This is a genomic window from Parapedobacter sp., assembly GCF_053550995.1.
Window position 1 is genome coordinate 1 of sequence record NZ_JBMQOC010000004.1, and the last position, 20775, is coordinate 20775.

Sequence of the window (20775 nt, forward strand, 5' to 3'; positions counted from 1 at the left end):
CAAGGACTCGGGGGAATTACAGGTCATCTTTCGGGAACAATGGGCCGCAGCCACCCTGTCGTTACCGAAAGAGGCAACCGGGGCGCGCTTCACCGTGGCTGCCATCGTTATAGATGTCGAAAAAGAGACCTATTACAGCTGTCACGAACATTCTCCCATCCTTCCTGCCTCGGGGCAAATGCCCCAGCAACGGTTTTGGCTCGATACCGGCGCCGCAGGATTACCCGTGGTCCTATGCCTCGGGCTCGCCTTCTTCAAGGAAGTAGGAGGATACCCCGTACCGATCGAAAGCCCGATGTTGAACGCCCTAGACATCATAGACGTGTTTCTTCCTTCGGAATGATCACGCTCCGGTAAAACCCTACATTACCAACACTTCTTCGCGATTCCACATGGAACCGCAAAATTTCCGTATTTTTGCACCGGAATATGGCAACTCGGAAATCAGCTATCCTGTTCGGCGCCACCGGATTAATCGGCGGGCATCTCTTGCAAGAGCTGCTGAACTGTCCGGCATATGCGGCGGTCACAATCGTTGTCCGTCGCGACACCGGCGTCAGGCATGCCAAGTTGAGCCAACTGTTTGCCGACCACCGGTCATTGGATAATATCAGAGAACAGCTTAGGGGCGACCACATCTTTTGCTGCGTGGGCACCACGAAAAAGAAAACTCCCGACCTGGATGAATATTACCGGATCGACCATGACTATCCCGTCGCCGCAGCACAGTATACGAAGGATAATGGGGCATCGGCCTTTTTGCTCGTTTCGGCAGTAGGGGCCAATCCGGCATCGTCAAATTTCTACCTTCGGATGAAAGGGAAAACCGAACGGGATATCATTCGGTTGGGCTTTGAGCAAACGCATGTCTTCCGACCGTCGCTATTGACAGGCGACCGCCGGGAAAAAAGGGGAATGGAATCGCTGGGTCGTGCCATCTTTAAGGTGATTAACTCTTTATTAATCAACGGATTATCTAAATACAAGGCCATTCCGGCCGCATGGGTGTCGAAAGCGCTATGCCGGGTGGCTATAACAGGTGAGCAGGGCGTCCATACGTACCATTGGGCGGATATAAAAAAACGGATATGAGTATTTTGTCGACCGAACGGTTGGGGCATTCGTACCACGACAAGTGGCTATTTAAGGAACTACACTTCGCTCTCCAACGGGGTGAGCGGACCGCGTTGGTCGGTGCCAATGGTGCGGGCAAATCCACCCTGCTCGGTATCCTTTCAGGTGCCGTGGAGCCTTCGGAGGGCCAGGTTGTCTGCGAGAAGGGAACCCGCTGGGGCCATCTGAAACAAAACCCTGATTTCGAACAGTTTACTACTATTTCGGATTTTATCTATAGCGCGGATCACCAACAACAGCAGCTCATCCGGCGGTATGAAGAACTGGTATCTGACCCCCTTGCCGACGCGATTAAATTAGCCGAATTGAGCGACGAACTCTCCGCGGCCAATGCATGGGAATACGAGCACACCATCAAGGGAATCCTGTCACGCCTCCAATTGACCGATCTCTCCCAGCAGATCGCCACGCTTTCGGGGGGTCAACGAAAACGATTGGCGCTAGCCAAGTTGCTCATCGACGAGCCCGACGTATATATCCTCGATGAGCCGACAAATCACTTGGACATCGAAACCATCGAATGGCTCGAGAAATGGCTGGTAACCGGCCAGAAGACCGTGCTGTTGGTTACGCACGACCGATACTTTCTCGATAACGTCTGTACCTCTATTTACGAATTGGAGGGTGGCTCCTTACAACGGTATAACGGAAATTACAGTTATTACCTCGAAAAGCGGGCGGAGCGGGTCGCCGCAGCTGAAACGGCGCTGGTGAAGAGCCGCAACTTGCTCCGTCGTGAATTGGAATGGATGCGACGTCAGCCGCAGGCGCGGGCCACAAAATCAAAGGCCCGGATCGATGCATTCCATGAACTGAAAGACAAAACGCAACAGGGCGAGGCTCAAGGTTCGGTACAATTAAGCGTTAAAGTTAGCCGATTGGGTGGAAAAATAATGGAACTGGAAGAAGTTGCCAAATCATACAACGGAAAGCATGTTATCCGCGCCTTTTCCTACGTGTTCAAGAAAGGCGACCGCATTGGCCTAGCCGGCCGAAACGGTTCCGGAAAAAGTACATTCCTCGACTTGGTCACCAAAGTCACCGAACCCGATTCGGGCACAGTCGCCGTGGGGGAGACGGTGGTCTTCGGATATTACCGTCAAACCGGGCTGACCGTGGATGCCGGTGCCCGGGTCATCGATGTCGTCAAGAACGTAGCCGAGTATATTACCATGGGCAACGGCGACACCCTCACCGCGGCCCAACTCCTTACGTTGTTTCTATTTCCCCCCGAAAAGCAATTCGGACTGGTAAGCAAGCTTAGTGGCGGCGAGCGCAAGCGATTGCTACTCATGCGGGTATTGATGAAGAATCCGAATGTATTGATTTTAGACGAACCGGCGAACGACCTCGATATCGATACCCTCAATGTATTGGAAGAATTCCTTGCAAACTATCCAGGTATCCTTTTATTGGTGTCGCACGACCGCTACCTATTGGATCGCCTTACGGACCAGTTATTCATTTTTGACGGCATGGGCGAAGTCATCTGCTATAACGGCAATTATGCGGCATTCAAGGCCGAACAGCGGGAGGCCGAGCAAAATGCTCCGAAAAAAGCAAGTCCAGCGAAAGCCGCTGAAAAACCTGCCAAGCCGGAAACCAAGACCAAACTCACCTTCCGTGAGCAACGGGAATACGAATTACTAGATAACGAAATTCCCAATCTGGAACGGCAAATTGCAGAACAAACGAATCAGCTGGCCGGTGAAACGGACTACCAGTCGATCGCCGCTATGGCCGAAACGATAGATCGGCTAACCCAGCAACTCGACGCCAAAACAACGCGTTGGCTCGCCTTAAGCGAATATGTATGATGTTCCACGTGGAACATCATTAAAAAGAAACGTTCCACGTGGAACAAATTAGAAGTAGATGTTTAAAAAATATAATATTATCGTAGTAGGAGCGGGGCACGCCGGTTGTGAAGCCGCTGCAGCGGCTGCCAACATGGGCTCTTCGGTTTTGTTGATTACTATGAATATGGCCACGATCGGCCAAATGAGCTGCAACCCGGCCATGGGGGGGGTCGCCAAAGGCCAAATCGTCCGTGAAATCGACGCCATGGGCGGCTATTCGGGTATCATTGCGGATAAAACCACCATTCAATTCCGGATGCTCAACCAATCGAAAGGCCCAGCGATGTGGAGCCCACGGGCCCAGAATGACCGCATGCGTTTCGCTGAAGAATGGCGCCTCCAGCTGGAATCGTTGAGCAATCTCGATATCTGGCAAGACACCGTAAAAGCCATACAAGTGACAAACGGCAGGGCGACAGGGGTCGTCACTTCCCTGGGCATAGCCATTGATGCCGACGCCGTCATCCTTACGAACGGGACGTTCCTGAACGGAACCATCCACATAGGCGAAAAGCGCTTTGGAGGAGGGAGAACGGCAGAAAAAGCGGCCACCGGACTAACGGAACAGCTGGTGGAATTGGGGTTCGAATCGGGACGAATGAAAACCGGCACACCACCGAGGGTGGATGGCCGAAGCCTCGATTTCTCCAAAATGGAAGAGCAATGGGGAGACGAACAGCGGGGCCGCTTCTCGTTCACGGATGTAGAGCTTCCTTCTGAACAAAGGTGCTGCTGGATTACCTATACCAACCAAGCCGTACATGACAAACTGAAAGAGGGTTTCGAGAAGTCCCCTATGTTTACCGGGCGAATTCAAGGTTTGGGTCCCCGGTACTGCCCTTCCATCGAAGACAAGATCAATCGCTTCGCCGAACGCGAACGCCATCAAATTTTCGTCGAGCCAGAAGGGTGGAAAACGGTCGAAATCTATGTCAATGGCTTTTCGACATCCCTTCCCGAAGAGGTTCAACAGCAAGCGCTGCAACTTATCCCCGGTTTCGAAAATGCAAAAATGTTCCGACCCGGATACGCCATTGAATACGATTACTTTCCGCCTTTGCAATTAGATCTTACCCTGGAGACCCACCTTATTAAGCATCTTTTCTTTGCTGGACAAATAAACGGCACGACCGGTTATGAGGAAGCGGGGAGCCAAGGTTTGGTTGCAGGAATCAATGCCCACCAACGAATCAATGATGGCCACGAACTTATTTTGAAGCGGTCAGAATCGTATATCGGTGTATTGATTGACGATCTAGTAACCAAAGGAACCGAAGAACCCTATCGCATGTTCACTTCAAGAGCGGAACATCGGCTCCTGCTCCGCCAAGACAACGCGGATATCCGGCTCACGCCCATAGCACACCAATTGGGAATGGTCAATGACGACCGATTGGAAAAAGTAAAAACCAAGATTGCTTCTGCAGCGAAGCTCGTCGATTATCTCCGCAAAAACTCCGTTGGGACCGAAAATATAAACCCCATATTAGCTGAATTGGGGTCCAGCCCCATCATGCAGAAAACCCGGTTAGTTAATATACTCAGCCGCCCACATGTGCACGTACACCACATCGCACAAGCGGATCCGAAATTCGCGGAGCTGTTGGTTTCCTACGATAACGAAATCGTAGAACAGGCGGAGATCCAAGTCAAATACGAAAGCTACTTCGATAAAGAAATAGAAATCGTTGACAAAATGAAACGGATGGAAGACCAAGAAATTAATCCGAATTTTGACTATGCTTCGTTGGTTTCGCTATCTAAAGAAGCCCGCGAAAAACTTCTCAAGGTAAAACCCCGAACACTCGGCCAAGCGTCTCGGATTTCTGGCGTTTCACCATCGGATATATCCGTTTTAATGGTACATTTGAATTAATTTGTTGATTTACAATTGTTTAGATAAAATTATAATTAAGCTCCATATATCCTTCACAAGGAGTTTTCTCGATTTTTCCAATGCAAGACACGTCAAGAAATAAAAATAGCTTAAATCGCTTAAAAATAGCCTCAAACGGAAAATGGGTTATTTTCCCCTTTTTTATTATTCTAATTGCGTTGACCTGGCAATGTGCCAGCATCCAACAGCCTCAAGGAGGGCCCAAGGATTCCATCCCGCCAACCATACTGGGAGAAACTCCACCGAACCTTACCCGGAACTTCGATGCCAAAAAAATAGTCATCCAGTTCGATGAGTTCATCAAGCTTTCCAACCCTTTTAAAGAAATCAGTGTATCTCCGGATCTCGAACAACCCATCAACCCTCGGGTAAAGCGTAAAAATATCGAAATCACCCTTCCGGACACCCTAGAGGAAAACACCACATACACCATCAACTTCGGAAAAGCCATTGGTGATTTCAATGAAGGAAATCCGCTACTCAATTACAGTTACGTGTTCTCAACCGGAAACATCATCGACTCCCTGGGTATTTCCGGAAAAGTAGTCAATGCCCTTACCAAGCTGCCTGAAAAAGAAATCACCGTTCTACTTATACCAACCCGCCAAGACACCATATTTGGTAAACGAAAAGCAAACATCTTTACACTCACCGATTCCGCCGGCGCTTTCAAACTTCAAAATCTACGTGAAGACACCTACCGCATATACGCCCTGAAAGAAGAAAATAACGACAGAGTATATAATGCGCCCGGCGAGTCGATCGGCTTCCTCAACGATTCTATTACGCTTGATAAGGACACTGCCGGAATACTGCTTGAAGTGTCAAAGGGTATACCACGGGACTTCCGTTTGCTCGACAGGAAAATCGAATCCAATGGGAAAATCACCTTTTCCTTTAACAAACCATTGGAAAATGCAGGGCTGCAGATAATCCACCCCCCAAACCTCGATGCCGATAAACACGTTGAGTACGCCGCCAATCAGGATTCCGCCGTGTTATGGGTCAACGATCTCACTTTTGATTCACTGACAGTAAGTTTCAGTAACCACGGGGAAACGTTAGATACGGTGACGATACGCCGCGGGCGCAATGACAAATACGATCGCGATTTCATCATCACTGACAATCTTTCGGGGAACAAAGTCAATCGCATACAGCACATCCAACTCACCGCAGGTTCACCTGTCCAATCAATTGACAGGAGCAAAATCACGCTCCTCGCTGATTCCGTCCCGGTCACGAACTTCCAGTTGGCCAAAGATACGGCCGCCCAGCGCCGCTACATTTTACGATATAACTGGCGGCCGAAGCGCGACTATATCCTCACGCTTGAAGAAGGAGCTTTTGTAGGTTATTTTTCCGATAAAAATAAGCCCATCACCAAAACATTCACCATGGACGAAACGGAGGACTTCGGCGACATCGTACTGAAAATAAATGTTCCTGATACGGCCCATCAGTACCTTATCCAGCTTATAAATGAAAAAATGGACGTCATCCATCGCAGCGTCCCCATAAGCAAATCCACCGACATCCCTTTCCGTCAATTCCCCGGCGGCAAATACACCATCAGGGTAGTATACGACGAAAACAACAACCATAAATGGGACACGGGCGATGTTTATGAGACGAAACAACCCGAGCGGGTATGGTACCTAGGTAAAACCTTTATTATCAGGGCCAATTGGGAACAAGAAGAAATCATAACGGTGCCTGAATAACTGTTAGGAAAACCACTCCGAGTACATCACATAGCGGTCCGGCAACTCATCGAGCATTACACGCTGCTCGGGTGTAATCGGCTTCACTTTGCGGGCCGGGACCCCCGCATAGAGGTAACCACTTTCGCAGTGGGTTCCCGATAGCACCACAGCCCCCGCCGCGATAATCACGTAATCCTCCACTACCGCGTGATCCATTACAATGGCACCCATGCCTACCAATATCCGATCTTTCAGTTCGCAACCATGTACCACGGCATTATGCCCGATGTTCACAAAATTACCAACTATCGTAGGAGCCGTCCGATAGGTACAATGTATAACCGCACCATCCTGGATATTGGTATATGTCCCGATCCGAATCCGATTCACGTCACCCCTGATTACCGCATTGAACCATACCGAGCAGTGCTTTCCCAGCCTCACATCGCCGACCACCGTCGCATTATCCGCGATGAAACAATCCGATTCAATAACAGGGTACGTCCCTTCGACGGGAAGAATCAATGGCATAATACAAGGGATATATAGCTAAAATATGGTGTCAACCAACCTATCGGCACGCTCCGGATAGTCCGTGGTATAATGCAAACCACGGCTTTCCTTACGATTCATCGCCGATTTAATAACCAAGTACGCAACTTGGATAACATTCCTAAGTTCGCATAATTTTACTGATAATCGGGTATTTTTATAAAAACTTTCCGTTTCATCATATAGGAGGCCCAGCCTCCGCATGGCCCGCTCCAACCGAAAATCCGAACGTACGATACCTACATAATCACTCATTACTTTCTGCGTCTCGCGCAAATTATGCGTTACCAAAATATCCTCATTGGAAAGTTCCGTATTCGAATCATCCCAATCCGGTATCCCAGTCGGCAATACCAGTGAATCCACCATTGACACAGCGTCCTCGTAAATACGATGGGCAAACACTGTCGCCTCAAGTAATGAGTTGGACGCCAATCTATTAGCACCATGAAGACCCGTTGAAGAACATTCGCCGCAGGCGTACAAATTACGAATCGAAGATCGTCCGTGTTCATCTACCATAATGCCTCCGCAAAGGTAATGTGCCGCTGGTGTCACGGGAACATGGTCACGCGTCAAATCAATTCCAATGGACAAGCACTTGGCATAAATATTCGGAAAATGAGCTAATATATCCGCCTTGCTTCGATGGGTAACGTCGAGCAGGACAAAATCATCACCCGACTTCTTCATTTCCGCATCGATTGCCCTAGCGACAATATCTCGCGGTGCCAAATCCGCCCGTTCATCATATTCCCGCATAAACCTATCGCCGTTTCCCCGACGGAGTACCCCACCAAGACCCCTCACGGCCTCCGATATTAAAAATGCGGGATACTCCCCCGGATTGTAAAGCGCTGTCGGATGGAATTGCATAAACTCCATATTCCGTACTTTTCCCTTCGCACGGTATACCATAGCGATGCCGTCTCCCGTTGCAATCACCGGATTCGTGGTGCTCGAATAAATATGCCCGGCACCGCCCGACGCCATCACGGTTACCTTACTCAAAATCCGCTCCATCTTATGGTCTACCGTATTCAACACGTAGACCCCGTAGCACGTGATATCCCTGGTACTTCTATCCACAAACGTCCCCAAATGGTGTTGGGTAATCAAATCCACCGCAAAATAGTGGGTCAATATTTCGATATTGGGATTTTCGTGGACCTTCTCCAACAATACGCGTTCGATCTCGAAACCTGTGATATCTTTATGATGGAGTACCCGATGTTCGGAGTGCCCTCCCTCCCTTGCCAAATCGTACACGCCATCTGTCTTCTTATCGAAATGGGTTCCGTAGTCTATAATCTCCTGAACCCGTTTCGGACCCTCCCTAACCACATTTTCCACAACCTTTCTATCGCACAATCCGTCGCCAGCTATCAGGGTATCAGCAATATGCTTCTCAAATGAATCCGATTTATCCACAACAACGGCGACACCGCCCTGCGCGTATTTGGTATTCGACTCGTCCTCATTAGATTTGGTAATGATCATCACCTTACCACGTGAAGCCGCTTTTAAGGCAAAACTCAACCCGGCTATCCCCGAACCGATAACTAAAAAATCTACCTGACGCATAAACAAAAAAAGGCTAAACTGACTACCTGGTTCAATGTCTGTAATCGTGTGAATAACGTGTCTAATAACGGTTGAATAAAAATGATAACTCCATCCTTGGCCAACTTTCTATATTTTCTGCACAAACCGCCATCGAAAACCGTTAGAAATACACTACAATATTAACAAATCCTCCCGAATAAATACTATACAAAATAATGTGGATGCAAAACCATTGGCAAAATAAAAACCATTGTAACTCAATAACAACACCTCAATTTTTTGTTAATAAGATGTTAAAAAATAAACAATAGCCACAAATCAAAATAAAAACCCCATACTTTCTTCACAAAACCAACACCCTAACAAACAATAATAAAAGGTTTATTTAAAATATTTATTACTTATTGGACCTGTTGGAAACCGGAAACCAAATCAATTTGTTTAGTTACCTTTGTATGGTCATGAACGGATATTTAACTGAATTGGACAACAAAGGGTATATCGATGCACCGATTGACCCCGCATTGGATTTGGTCGATGAAATCAATCGATTAAAGAAGGAAAAGAACGCCGTCCTCCTTGCCCATTATTATCAGGAATCTGAAATACAGGATATTGCCGACTATATCGGCGACAGTCTAGGCCTGTCGCAACAGGCAGCCAAGACCGATGCAGACGTGATTGTATTTGCGGGCGTTCACTTCATGGCGGAGACAGCGAAGATTTTATCCCCCGGGAAAAAAGTGCTGTTGCCAGACCTGAAAGCGGGCTGTTCATTATCGGACAGTTGTCCGCCGCATCTCTTTGCCAAATTCAAGGAGCAATACCCCGATCATATTGCGATTACCTATGTGAATTGTACGGCCGAGTTGAAGGCTTTGAGCGATATTGTCTGTACATCAAGCAATGCGGTACAGATTGTGGATAGCTTGCCAGCCGATCAGAAGATCATTTTCGGGCCTGACAAGAACCTTGGCGACTATGTACAGAAAAAAACAGGTAGGGACCTTGTGCTCTGGAATGGGGCCTGTATGGTACACGAAATTTTTTCGCAGGAGCGTATCGATGCGCTTCGGGCCGAGTATCCTGAAGCCAAGTTTATCGCCCACCCCGAGTGCGAGGAACATATCTTGGATACGGCCGACTACATTGGATCTACATCGGGCCTGTTGAAATATACCAAGGAACAGCAAGCAACCACATTTATTGTGGCTACCGAGAGTGGTATTATCCACCAAATGCAGAAAGCGAGTCCGCATAAAACGTTCATCCCGGCGCCGCCCGATAACACTTGTGCGTGCAACGATTGTCCATATATGAAGCTCAATACCCTTGAGAAACTGTATAACTGCATGAAGTTTGAGCAACCCGAGATCGTATTGCCGGCAGATGTCATCGATCGGGCCAAGCGGCCGATCGAGCGGATGTTGGAAATCTCTGCGAAATTAGGACTTTAATATGTTTGATAACAAAGAACACACCCATATCGATCAGCTGGGCGAGTTTGGTCTGATAGACCATCTCACGAAAGCCGTTGAATATACGGAGAAATCCACAACGAAGGGCATCGGTGACGATGCTGCTGTTTTAGATTTTTCGGGGTTCAAGACTCTGGTATCCACCGATTTGCTGCTGGAAGGAATCCACTTTGATCTGCGGTATATGCCTTTCAAGCATTTGGGGTATAAGGCGGTACAGGTAAACCTGAGTGATATCTACGCGATGAATGGTACGGCCTCGCAGGTAACATTTTCAATTGGCCTATCCAGTAAGTTTCCACTCGAAGCCATTGAGGAGCTGTACGCCGGTGCCTTGTTGGCATGCAGGAAGTATCAAGTGGATCTGGTTGGTGGCGATACATCGGCTTCGGCACAGGGCTTGGTCATCAGTGTTACGAGCATAGGGCACGCCAAAGCGGAGGATGTTGTTTACCGCAGCGGGGCCCAAGAAGGTGATTTGATTTGTGTATCGGGCGATTTGGGCGGAGCGTATGTTGGCTTACAGTTGTTGGAACGCGAAAAACGGATTTTCTTGGAGAACCCTTCTATCCAGCCCGATTTGGAAGGTAAGGATTATATTGTGGAACGCCAGCTTAAACCGGAAGCCCGGAGGGATATCATCCAGTTATTGGCATCGTTGGATGTAAAGCCCACGGCAATGATCGATGTATCGGATGGACTGGCTTCCGAGATCCTGCACATATGCACCGCTTCGGAAAAAGGGTGCCGGCTATATGAGGAAAAGATACCCATTGACCCGATGACCTATGATACCGCGCGTGAATTTGCACTCGATCCGACCATTTGCGCACTCAATGGCGGTGAAGATTATGAGCTCTTGTTCACGGTAAACCAGGTAGATTACGACAAGTTATCGGGCCAAGCCGATATCAGTATCATTGGCCATATTACGGAGAAGTCGGCCGGCCATGAACTGATTTCCAAATCGGGCAATGTCCATCCCATCAAAGCGCAGGGATGGAACGCCTTTGGCTCCGCTCAGTAGTTACATAAGTACATCATTGTTTCAGGAATCCCCTAAGTACGTACTGTAATATACCGCCATGGCGGTAATATTCTACCTCGATAGCCGAATCGAAACGGGCCCGGGCTTGAAAGGAGACGACCTGGCCATTGCTTTTTGTGGCCGTTACCTCCATGAGTTTATGCGGTATGAGCTCGCTCGAAACGCCCGTAATGGAATAAGTCTCCGAACCATCCAGTCCCAAAATTTCCGCATTTTTCCCTTCGGGAAATTCCAGTGGTAGCACCCCCATCCCCACGAGGTTGCTGCGGTGGATACGTTCGAAACTTTCGGCGATGACGGCCTTGATACCGAGTAGGTTTGCACCCTTAGCCGCCCAATCTCTGGAAGATCCGCTACCATATTCCTTGCCGGCCAATACAACGAGCGGTGTACCCGATTCGATGTATTTCATCGCTGCGTCATAGACGGATAATGTTTCACCGGTAGGGAAATAGGTGGTGTACCCCCCTTCTTTCGTGGTGATTTTATTCCTTATGCGGACATTGGCGAAGGTACCGCGCATCATCACTTCGTGGTTGCCCCGCCGCGACCCGTAGGAGTTGAAATCTTGCGGTTTCACACCTTTTGACACCAGGTATCGCCCCGCCGCTGAATCCGCACTAAACGAACCCGCTGGCGATATGTGGTCGGTTGTAACGGAGTCGCCGAGTGAGAGCAATACCCGGGCATCGTTGATATCCTGCGTGGGCATCGGTTCATCGCTGATGTCTTTAAAAAACGGAACTTCCTGTATATAGGTAGATTTATCATTCCAACCGAAGTTTTTTCCTTCGGGAGCGACCAGTTGTTTCCAGTCATCCCCGCCGTCGAAGATCACATCATAGACAGCCTTGAAATCTTCAACACGCATGCAGCTATTTATGGTATCCACGATTTCCTGTTGCGTAGGCCAGATGTCGCGCAGGTAAACGGGGTTTCCGTTAGGGTCGTAATCCAATGGGTCGTTGATGAGGTCGATATCGACTCGGCCGACCAATGCATAGGCTACCACCAGCATCGGTGACATCAGGAAATTCATTTTTACCTGCGGGTGTACGCGGGCTTCGAAATTACGGTTTCCCGAGAGTACCGAGGCTACCACGAGATCGCCTTTATCCACGGCTTCTGCAATGTGCGGCGGCAAGGGGCCGCTGTTGCCGATGCACGAAGTACAGCCATATCCGACGGTATGGAAGCGTAAAGCTTCCAGGTCTTCCAAGAGGTTGGCCCGTTGGAGGTATTCGGTGACCACTTTGGAGCCGGGTGCCAAGCTCGTTTTTACCCACGTTTTGGTGCGCAGGCCCCGTGCTACGGCTTTTCGGGCAACCAACCCGGCACCCACCATCACCGCCGGGTTGGAAGTATTGGTACAGCTGGTAATGGCCGCGATGACGATACTGCCATCGCTAAGTACGTACTCTTTGTTTTTTATCTTTATGCGAACGGACCGGAGGTCATCAGTCTCTACCTGAATTTCTTTGGGTTTAGCCCGGTGCTCATACGTAAATTCACTGCCCGATCCCCCTTCCGATAACCATGCATGTTCTTGCCGGTTTTTTACGGGTAAGTACGTACGTTGGTATTCTTGCTCCAAAAGATGCGAAAACTGGGTATTCAAATCTTTCACCCATATTTTGTCTTGTGGCCGCTTTGGGCCCGAGACCGTGGGTTGCAGTGTATTCAGGTCCAGTTCAAGGACGTGCGAATATTGGATTTCTTCGTTTCCTGTACGCCACAGCAGATTTTCCTTGCAGTAATCTTCCACGAGATCGATTTGTTCTTCCGACCGATTGGTACGCCGCATGTATTCCAGCGTTTGGTTATCGATCGGGAAGTAGGTAACGGTACAACCAAACTCGGGGGACATGTTTGAAATCGTGGCCCGATCGGTAACACTGAGGTGATCGAGTGCTTCCCCGAAGACTTCAACGAATTTGCCGACCACCCCGTAGTCGCGCAGTAGCTTGGTGATGGTTAGTACCATATCTGTGGCCGTACATCCGGCAGGTATTTTCCCCGTCAGCTTCAGCCCGACCACCTGTGGGCAGGTAAAATAGATAGGTTGGCCAAGCATGGCGGCTTCGGCTTCTATACCGCCGACGCCCCAAGCGATTACACCGATGCCATTGACCATCGGTGTGTGGGAATCCGTTCCTACCAGTGTATCGGGAAACGCCCACCCGTCACGGGTGATCACACCTTGGGCGAGGTATTCCAGATTCACCTGGTGGCATATCCCCATTCCGGGGGGCACCACGGTAAAATTGGTAAGCGCTTGTTGGCCCCATTTGAGCAATTGGTACCGTTCGGCATTGCGCTCGTACTCAAGCTCCACGTTGCTCTGGTATGAATAATTCGTTCCGAAATAATCGACCTGGACGGAATGGTCAATGACCAGGTCTACGGGAATGGCCGGTTTGATCCGGCTGCCATCGCCTCCTTTCCGGATTACTTCCGCACGGATAGACGCGATGTCTACGACGGCAGGTACGCCCGTGAAATCCTGCATCAGCACGCGGGCCGGCTTAAAAGGGATATCCTTGTCGGTGCCGGAAGGGTCCCAGTTGATGAGGGTATTTAAATGTTCATCGGTAACGGCGAAATTATCGTGGTTACGCAGTACATTTTCAAGCAGTATGCGGATGGAGAAAGGAAGTTTTGTTATCCTATTGTTTTCTTCAGCCAGTTTCTTTAGCGATGCAGTTTGATAAGCCATGTCGTTTAGTTCGTATGGGGTGTTGCGTAAAAATTGAAAGCGTTGCGTCCTTTTTGATAAACAACAAAAGACAAGGACGATATGTGCTAAGATAGGGAAAAAAAGATTTAAACAGGCTCTTATAATCGGAAGGTTGGAAATTGGGGGCAGGAAAAGGTAATTATTTTTGGCTGACTTACAAATAAATATGTATACCTTTGGTTTTTATTATTTTTAATTTTTCAATACAATGGCAGAAGGAGTAGTAAAATTCTTCAATGAAACCAAGGGTTTTGGTTTTATCGTTCCTAACTCGGGTGAAAGTGAAATTTTCGTTCACTCATCAGGCCTGATCGACAAAATTCGTGAAAACGACAACGTTTCTTACGATGTTGAACAAGGTAGAAAAGGACTAAATGCGGTAAATGTTAAGGTAATCTAAGGGTTATCTATCACTATATTTATTGTATTTGGCCGTCCCGATATTCTTTATCGGGACGGCTTTTTTTTAGGGGCGGTGCCTCACGGTCACCGATCAAGCTTCCATAAGGTTTCAGGGAGTCGACATGGTCAAACACCACTTTGGCGGCACCGAGGAAGGGTACGAATAGGATCATGCCCGCTACTCCCCACACCAGGCTGCCGAGCAGCATGGACATAATGGTAGCCAGGGCATTCAACTGGATTTTGCTCCCTGTTATTTTGGGTGTGAGGACGTAACTGTCTATCTGTTGCAATACGATGAAGAATAAGGCGACAACAGCAGGGGTAACCAAAGAATCGCGCGTGATGAGGGTATAGAGCACCACGATGGCGCTGCCCGCTACCGAGCCGATATAAGGGATAATATTGATAAATGCGACCATAACGCCGAAGAAAAGCGCGTTTTCAATCCCGATGATGGTTAGGCCGATGGTATTGATGACCGAAAAAATCAGGGCTACGATACAAACCCCAGTCAAATACGAACTGGCCACGTCGGTGGTTTTGTCAACCACGCCGCGGGCTTCATCCAAATTTGCAGGTCCGGCATAGTGGACCACCAATGCCAGCACGAAATTTTTGAATCGTCGGCGATAGATGAGCAGTAGGATGGTATAGGCTGTGATGATCAGCAAGTGGACGAGGAAGGATAATATAAAGCGGAAGATGTCGCCAACATATTTTCCGGCGAGGGTTGAAAATCCCTCGATCTGGTTTTGCAGGTAGGCCTTTTGCGTATCTATAGGCAACTGGAAGTGTTCGGATATGAAATCGTGCCCCGAGTTGAGCATGTCGTTCAGCTTCTTGCCGATAAGCGGCATATCGTTCCCCAATGCTATGATCTGGTTGATCAGCAGGTAACCGATACCCAAGAGCAGTACCAGTGCAAATAGTGTACATCCTACGGCGGCCAGCCCCCGGGGCATATGGAGCCGCTCAAGCCGCCGGCAAAGCGGTACGAGCAACATGGCCATCATCGTACCGATGGCAAGGGGGATGAAAAATGGCTTAGCGAAATAGAGGATGCCGAAAAAAAGCACAACAAAGAGCAAGACCTGATTGAAGCGGCTAATCGGGTTGTTTCCGGATTGCATTATCGTACGTTATCAATGGCCTTTGCCAGGTTCCGGTCTTTTTCGGTCACAATATTACCCGCATCGTGCGTGGAAAGCCATATTTCCACCTTATTCCAGGTGTTAGTCCACGTAGGATGGTGGTTGTGTTGTTCAGCCAGCAGGGCCACCCGAAGCATAAAAGCGAAGGCCTCGGAGAAGTTTCCGAAAGTAAACGACTGATAAAGGGTGTTGTTCTGTTCTTGCCACATAAGTAAGGAAATTGGGGGTTAAATTATGCATTATCGAAACAACTGAAAGCGGTTTTTGTTTTCGGATCCTGTTAGTCGAGTACGGCCTCCAGCACCTCATGTGATTTTATTTCGCCTAAGTTGTCTACGTGGAATTGATAGAAATCAAGAATCCTGCCGAGTAAGAAACGGCGGTTTGCCAGCGAAAGCCGTAGCGTTTCCAACTGATCGAAAGAAGTGGCCAGCAAATCGGCAAACAGCGCGGTATATGGTGGCTCCAACACCAACGGGTGTGCGGGGGGTCGACTGCAGAATACGCCGTCTTTCAAATCGAAGAACGCTTGGCCCGGCTTCGGTTGCGCGGGGTGGAAGCCTAAGTAGCGCGATAGCTTAAGTAGGAAGAGGAGGTGGAAATTGGCTGACATTTTCTCGGTATTATCCAGCCAGGACACGGCATTGAACACGTAGTTAAACAAAGGTTCATCCGTCGATTGATGACGGAGGCATTTATACAACACTTCATTCAGAAAGAGCGCGACCGCACTTTTACCCATGTCGTAGGGTATGGTCTGAAAAGCCGGCCGTTGCCGGGCCTCGGAGATACGCTGCAACGAAGGGCCTATGCGATGATATACCACCATATCGAGCAGATGCAGGGGTTGTAGGAGGGTGATGCCGATCTTTGCCTTCGGTTTCCGGGCGCCGTTGACGATATACGATTGCAAGCCGAATTTCTCGGTAAATACCTGGACAACCACGCTGCTCTCCGAGTAATGGGTTGATTTCAATACGATCCCTCGGGTTTTATGCAGCATATCATCCAACAATTAGGGTCCAGGCCTTGGGAAAGAAAATGATTCCACCCACAACCGCGGCAAAGGCAGCGGCAACCAGCACGGCGCCCGCCGCCGCATCTTTCGCTTTTTTTGCTAGGGGGTGCTCTTGGGGAGATACGAGGTCTATCCATGCTTCGATGGCCGTGTTGACCAGTTCCGCAACCACGACCATCGCAATGCACAGTGCGATCCAACACCACTCTGCCCGGCTCAGGCCGAACCAGCAACCAAGTATGATAGCGACCAGGGCCAAGGCGATATGGATCCGTAAGTTCCGCTCGCTTCGGTAGGATGCTACGATACCGTTGAACGCATCGGTGAAGGGGTTCCGCTTCCGCCTAGTCATCATTATCCGTTGGGTCTTTCCGTCGTCCATCCAATAGGCTTTTGCGTTCGATTTTTCGAATGAGGCTATATACGATGGTCAAAAAACCGACCCCGAAGACGATAACCCCGAAGACGAGTATCCACTTGTAACCCAAAAAGCCGCCACGCATGAGATACAGGCCAAGCATACCCAATGCGAGCCCTGAAGCGGTGCCGATAATCCCCCGAAGCAAGTATTTATTCATAACTTGATACTGAAGCTTTCAACAAAGATAACGTTTTCACAGCATGATGCGATTAGACTAGGAATACTTATCTTTATGGATTCATTACGTTTGTAGCATGCCTAACATAACATTACGTGATATCGCCAAAACGTTGGGTCTATCCGTTTCTACGGTATCCAAGGCATTGCGGGACAGCTATGAAATTAGCGAGGGGACCAAAAAGCGCGTGGTCGATTTCGCTCAGTCGCACAATTATTTCCCCAACCGGATGGCGAAAAGCCTCAAGGAAGGCAAAAGCGGATCCATAGGGGTTGTGGTGTGTTCCATAGACAATAGCTTCGTGTCGCGGATGCTTGACGGTATTGACGGCACCTGTGTGGCTTCGGGGTATGACATCATCATTATGCAGAGCAAGGAGTCCCTGCTCCAAGAGCAGGCTTGCCTAAAGCAGCTGGTGGCCCGTGGTGTGGAGGGCGTGTTGATTTCTCCCTCTGCCGAGTCGATAGATATGGGCCATATCGATCAACTGGCGGCGACGGGTATGCCGGTTGTGTTTTTCGATCGCATCAGCGAGCGGCCCAACACCTACCAAGTGGGTATCGATAACCGCGAGGGAGCCTTTTTGGCCACCCAGCATTTGATCGATAATGGCTACCGTCGTATCGCGATGCTCAATATTGGGCCGGACATCTATTTTGCCGACCAGCGAGGGGCAGGTTACCGTGCGGCATTGGCTGCCAATGGAATAGACTATCGGGCGGATTATGTACGGATCTGTGCGCCGACGGACGGCGAAACACTGAAGGCAGGCGTAGCCGCAAACATACGTTCGTTTTTCGGACTGGACGAGCGGCCGGAGGCCCTGTTTACCACAACCGATCAGCTCTCCACCCATAGCCTTAGCGCGTTGCACGAGCTGGGTTACCGTATTCCTACCGATCTTGCGCTTATTGGTTTCAGCAATACCGAGTTTGCGGGAATGCTTACACCACCCCTTTCTACGGTGTATCAGCCCGCATTCGAAATCGGCAGGCAGGCGGCTGACTTGCTTGTCGGTTTAATTGAACGGAAGGCGCATAGGGAGGTTGAAACCGTCAAGCTTCCCGTAAGGCTTGACGTGCGGGAGTCCAGTCAACTTAAGCGTTGATTAGCCCAACGATACGAGCACAAATATCGGCTGCAACTTCCGTCTTGGGTTTCAGGTCAAATTCTTCGATGGAGTTGTGTTGGTCAATGATGGTAACTTTGTTGCTGTCGCCTGCGAAACCGGCACCTTTGTCGCGCGTTGAATTCAGGACGATAAAATCGAGGTTCTTCCGGCGGAGTTTATCTTGTGCGCTGGCCCGGCCGTCATCGGTTTCGAGGGCAAAACCCACAAGCACCTGCCCTTTCCGTTTCTGTTGGCCCAGTGTGGCCAGGATGTCGGTCGTTTTAACAAGCTCAAGGTCCAGTTGGTGCTCATTCCCCTTTTTGATTTTCTGGGTGGCGGCATCTTTGGGTGTGAAATCGGCCACAGCGGCACTCATCACGGTGATGTCGGCATGAGGGAAATGGGTTAGGCAGGCCTGGAGCATCTCAGCGGCCGATATGACCGATACCCTTTTTACCATAGGTGGTGCAGGCAATGTGGTTGGGCCACTTACCAACGTCACATCGGCGCCCAAATCGGTCAGCGTGGAGGCAATGGCGTATCCCATTTTGCCGCTGGAATGATTACCGATATACCGTACCGGATCGATGGCCTCCTGTGTGGGGCCGGCCGTGACCAAGGCTTTTTTCCCAGCCAGCGGATATCCCCCGGAAAAATGTGCTTCGACAAAGGCGAGGATTTCTTCGGGTTCGGCAAGGCGTCCCGCTCCTGAAAGACCGCTGGCCAGCGGCCCTTCTCCCGGAGGGATGACGTGGTTACCGAAGGCCTTGAGGCGATCGATGTTAGACCGGGTGCTGCCGTGCTGCCACATATCGAGGTCCATGGCCGGCGCCACGAAAACCGGTGATTTTGCCGATAAATATATGGCACAAAGGAGATTATCACACAATCCTTGCGCAAATTTTGCCAACGTATTGGCGCTCGCTGGTGCCACCACTACCGCATCGGCAGCCAGCGCAAGATGCACATGGTTATTCCACTCGCCAGATGTGGGATGGAAATAATCTACCAATACGGGGTTGTCCGAAAGGGTGGCCAGGGTAAGCGGTGTGATGAAATTCGTGGCGTCGGGAGTCATGACGACCTGTACCTTCGCGCCCGCCTTGATTAGCAGGCGAGTCAGGTGGGCCGATTTGTAAGCGGCAATACTACCGCATACACCTAGCAGGACATGCTTTCCCCGGATGCTCACTATTCGTCGCTTTCCGTATCTGGGTTTCTGAAGTAAACCTTGTCATTCAGGAATTCGTCGATGGCTACCAAGGAAGGCTTGGGTAAACGTTCGTAATGTTTGGAGATCTCGATTTGCTCACGATTTTCAAACACTTCCTCCAAGTTGTCGTTGGTGGTGGCGAACTCGGCAAGCTTGCCATTCAATTCCTCTTTCACGTCTACCGAGATTTGGTTAGCACGTTTCCCAATGATAACGATGGACTCATAGATATTGTCCGTTTTTTTGTCTAGGTCGCGTAAATCACGCGTAACCGTTGTGTTGGGGGTGGTATTGCTAATTTGAGTACTCATATCTTTTGAAATGTATTCCTTCAATTTGTTGTTTCGATCGTTTCTTCGGCCGACTCCGCGTCGGCATTTGCTGAGGCCACCTGTGCAGCGTACTTTTGGGCTGCTTCAATGCCTTTTTCGGCATCCTGTTTGAGCTGGTCGGCCTCTTTACGGAACTTGCTGTCCGGATAATCCGCCACAAAGCTGGCATAAAGATCGAGTGCCTTGTCATAACGCTCTTCCCGTCGTGCCATGCGGCTTTGCTCGGCATAGAGGCACTGCGCCTTGATGCTCAGGAATTCCATTTCTTCCGCATATTTCGTGTCGGGAAATTCGATCAACACGTTTTCAAACGCGATTACCGCTGCACGGTAGTCACCATCCAGCCCCATATCAAGGTAGAGTTTCGCATTGTTGAACGCCTTGGTTTCGAGTTTATCACGAAGGTTATCGATGAGGCTTGCGGCTTCCTTTGCCCGTTCACTATCGGGATAGAGGTTGATGAAAAGCTGCAGCGCTTCGATGGCCCTGTAGGTGTATTCCTGGTCGAGCCCTACTTTTGGCGACTCCAGGTAGTAGCAATAAGCGCCCATGTAGCGGCACTCCTCGGCGCGGGCACTGTTTGGGTAAGTATCCGTAAATTGCTTAAAGTGGAACCTTGCTGATGTATAATCACGCAAATAATAGTTGGTATATGCGGCGTAGTAATATAAGTCTTCCGCCTCTGCCTGGCCGCGATACCGCTGTGCAAGGTCGTCAAACAGGATGAGGGCTTTGCTGTATTTTTTCTTGTTATAATATTTCAGCGCCTCCTGATATTTTTGGGCAATGTTGTTGCTGGCCCGTAGCTTTTCAAACCTGCTCTTACACCCGGCAACCATCACTACCAAGAACACCCCGGCAATCCATGCCGTTATTCGCCTGTTTATAAACATCCTGCAAAGATAAGTGAATTTAAAATACCTGTCAATTATATTTTTAGCGCAAGGTATGGCGAAAAAGCGGTGGTGG

20 protein-coding genes are annotated in these 20775 nt (G+C 49.5%); 9 read left to right on the forward strand and 11 right to left on the reverse strand.

Annotated features, from left to right (window positions below; genetic code table 11):
• The 5 genes from ACO1NT_RS00270 to ACO1NT_RS00290 form a co-directional block, all read left to right on the forward strand.
• Positions 1-343 (forward strand): hypothetical protein (locus tag ACO1NT_RS00270; RefSeq protein WP_449046297.1); only part of this gene is annotated, 343 nt, incomplete at its 5' end.
• 86 nt (positions 344-429) lie between these two features.
• Positions 430-1092: an NAD(P)H-binding protein gene (locus ACO1NT_RS00275; protein ID WP_449046298.1), complete on the forward strand. Its 663-nt coding sequence runs from the start codon at positions 430-432 to the stop codon at positions 1090-1092.
• Entirely contained in the window at positions 1089-2951 is a 1863-nt protein-coding gene (locus ACO1NT_RS00280; RefSeq protein WP_449046299.1) for an ABC-F family ATP-binding cassette domain-containing protein, read from the forward strand. Before ACO1NT_RS00275 ends, ACO1NT_RS00280 begins: the two co-directional genes overlap by 4 nt.
• 58 nt (positions 2952-3009) lie before the next feature.
• Positions 3010-4869, forward strand: coding sequence for a tRNA uridine-5-carboxymethylaminomethyl(34) synthesis enzyme MnmG (gene mnmG, locus ACO1NT_RS00285; RefSeq protein WP_449046300.1), 1860 nt, complete (start codon positions 3010-3012; stop codon positions 4867-4869).
• 179 nt (positions 4870-5048) lie between these two features.
• On the forward strand, positions 5049-6614 hold the full coding sequence (locus tag ACO1NT_RS00290) for an Ig-like domain-containing protein (protein ID WP_449046301.1): 1566 nt from the start codon (positions 5049-5051) through the stop codon (positions 6612-6614).
• Between the two features lie 3 nt (positions 6615-6617).
• Here ACO1NT_RS00290 and ACO1NT_RS00295 read toward each other — a convergent pair whose 3' ends face one another.
• Positions 6618-7127 (reverse strand): gamma carbonic anhydrase family protein, encoded by a 510-nt coding sequence (locus tag ACO1NT_RS00295; RefSeq protein ID WP_449046302.1) that lies wholly within the window; start codon positions 7125-7127, stop codon positions 6618-6620.
• An 18-nt stretch (positions 7128-7145) separates the two neighbouring features.
• The gene (gene nadB, locus ACO1NT_RS00300) at positions 7146-8732 is read right to left on the reverse strand and encodes an L-aspartate oxidase (protein ID WP_449046303.1); all 1587 of its coding nucleotides are present in this window, start codon (positions 8730-8732) and stop codon (positions 7146-7148) included.
• Between the two features lie 443 nt (positions 8733-9175).
• On the opposite strand from nadB, the gene nadA reads away from it, so the two are divergent.
• Both nadA and thiL read left to right on the forward strand, forming a co-directional pair.
• Positions 9176-10171 (forward strand): quinolinate synthase NadA, encoded by a 996-nt coding sequence (nadA, locus tag ACO1NT_RS00305; protein ID WP_449046304.1) that lies wholly within the window; start codon positions 9176-9178, stop codon positions 10169-10171.
• Between the two features lies 1 nt (position 10172).
• Entirely contained in the window at positions 10173-11219 is a 1047-nt protein-coding gene (gene thiL, locus ACO1NT_RS00310; RefSeq protein ID WP_449046305.1) for a thiamine-phosphate kinase, read from the forward strand.
• 13 nt (positions 11220-11232) lie between these two features.
• On the opposite strand, the gene acnA is transcribed toward thiL, so the two are convergent.
• Entirely contained in the window at positions 11233-14049 is a 2817-nt protein-coding gene (acnA, locus tag ACO1NT_RS00315; RefSeq protein ID WP_449046352.1) for an aconitate hydratase AcnA, read from the reverse strand.
• Between the two features lie 136 nt (positions 14050-14185).
• Here acnA and ACO1NT_RS00320 point away from each other — a divergent pair, with 136 nt between their 5' ends.
• Complete coding sequence (locus ACO1NT_RS00320) at positions 14186-14377, forward strand: cold-shock protein (RefSeq protein WP_090626780.1); 192 nt, start codon at positions 14186-14188, stop codon at positions 14375-14377.
• A gap of 19 nt (positions 14378-14396) precedes the next feature.
• Here ACO1NT_RS00320 and ACO1NT_RS00325 read toward each other — a convergent pair whose 3' ends face one another.
• From ACO1NT_RS00325 to ACO1NT_RS00345, 5 genes are all read right to left on the reverse strand, one after another.
• Positions 14397-15512 carry an AI-2E family transporter gene (locus tag ACO1NT_RS00325; protein WP_449046307.1) on the reverse strand — a complete coding sequence of 372 codons (1116 nt, stop codon included), beginning with the start codon at positions 15510-15512 and terminating at the stop codon, positions 14397-14399.
• Positions 15512-15742 (reverse strand): 4a-hydroxytetrahydrobiopterin dehydratase, encoded by a 231-nt coding sequence (locus tag ACO1NT_RS00330; RefSeq protein WP_449046308.1) that lies wholly within the window; start codon positions 15740-15742, stop codon positions 15512-15514. Before ACO1NT_RS00330 ends, ACO1NT_RS00325 begins: the two co-directional genes overlap by 1 nt.
• Positions 15743-15813: 71 nt before the next feature.
• On the reverse strand, positions 15814-16536 hold the full coding sequence (recO, locus tag ACO1NT_RS00335; protein WP_449046309.1) for a DNA repair protein RecO: 723 nt from the start codon (positions 16534-16536) through the stop codon (positions 15814-15816).
• A gap of 1 nt (position 16537) precedes the next feature.
• Complete coding sequence (locus tag ACO1NT_RS00340) at positions 16538-16903, reverse strand: diacylglycerol kinase (RefSeq protein ID WP_449046310.1); 366 nt, start codon at positions 16901-16903, stop codon at positions 16538-16540.
• Positions 16896-17129, reverse strand: coding sequence for a signal peptidase (locus ACO1NT_RS00345; protein ID WP_449046311.1), 234 nt, complete (start codon positions 17127-17129; stop codon positions 16896-16898). Before ACO1NT_RS00345 ends, ACO1NT_RS00340 begins: the two co-directional genes overlap by 8 nt.
• Before the next feature lie 97 nt (positions 17130-17226).
• On the opposite strand from ACO1NT_RS00345, the gene ACO1NT_RS00350 reads away from it, so the two are divergent.
• Positions 17227-18258 (forward strand): LacI family DNA-binding transcriptional regulator, encoded by a 1032-nt coding sequence (locus ACO1NT_RS00350; RefSeq protein WP_449046312.1) that lies wholly within the window; start codon positions 17227-17229, stop codon positions 18256-18258.
• On the opposite strand, the gene coaBC is transcribed toward ACO1NT_RS00350, so the two are convergent.
• From coaBC to ACO1NT_RS00365, 3 genes are read right to left on the reverse strand one after another with little or no spacing between them, the layout of a single operon-like run.
• Positions 18248-19453 carry a bifunctional phosphopantothenoylcysteine decarboxylase/phosphopantothenate--cysteine ligase CoaBC gene (gene coaBC, locus ACO1NT_RS00355; protein WP_449046313.1) on the reverse strand — a complete coding sequence of 402 codons (1206 nt, stop codon included), beginning with the start codon at positions 19451-19453 and terminating at the stop codon, positions 18248-18250. The genes ACO1NT_RS00350 and coaBC overlap by 11 nt on opposite strands.
• The gene (locus ACO1NT_RS00360; protein ID WP_449046314.1) at positions 19453-19785 is read right to left on the reverse strand and encodes a DNA-directed RNA polymerase subunit omega; all 333 of its coding nucleotides are present in this window, start codon (positions 19783-19785) and stop codon (positions 19453-19455) included. The genes coaBC and ACO1NT_RS00360 overlap by 1 nt, the downstream gene beginning before the upstream one ends.
• Before the next feature lie 20 nt (positions 19786-19805).
• The gene (locus ACO1NT_RS00365) at positions 19806-20699 is read right to left on the reverse strand and encodes an outer membrane protein assembly factor BamD (RefSeq protein ID WP_449046316.1); all 894 of its coding nucleotides are present in this window, start codon (positions 20697-20699) and stop codon (positions 19806-19808) included.
• Between the last annotated feature and the right edge of the window lie 76 nt (positions 20700-20775).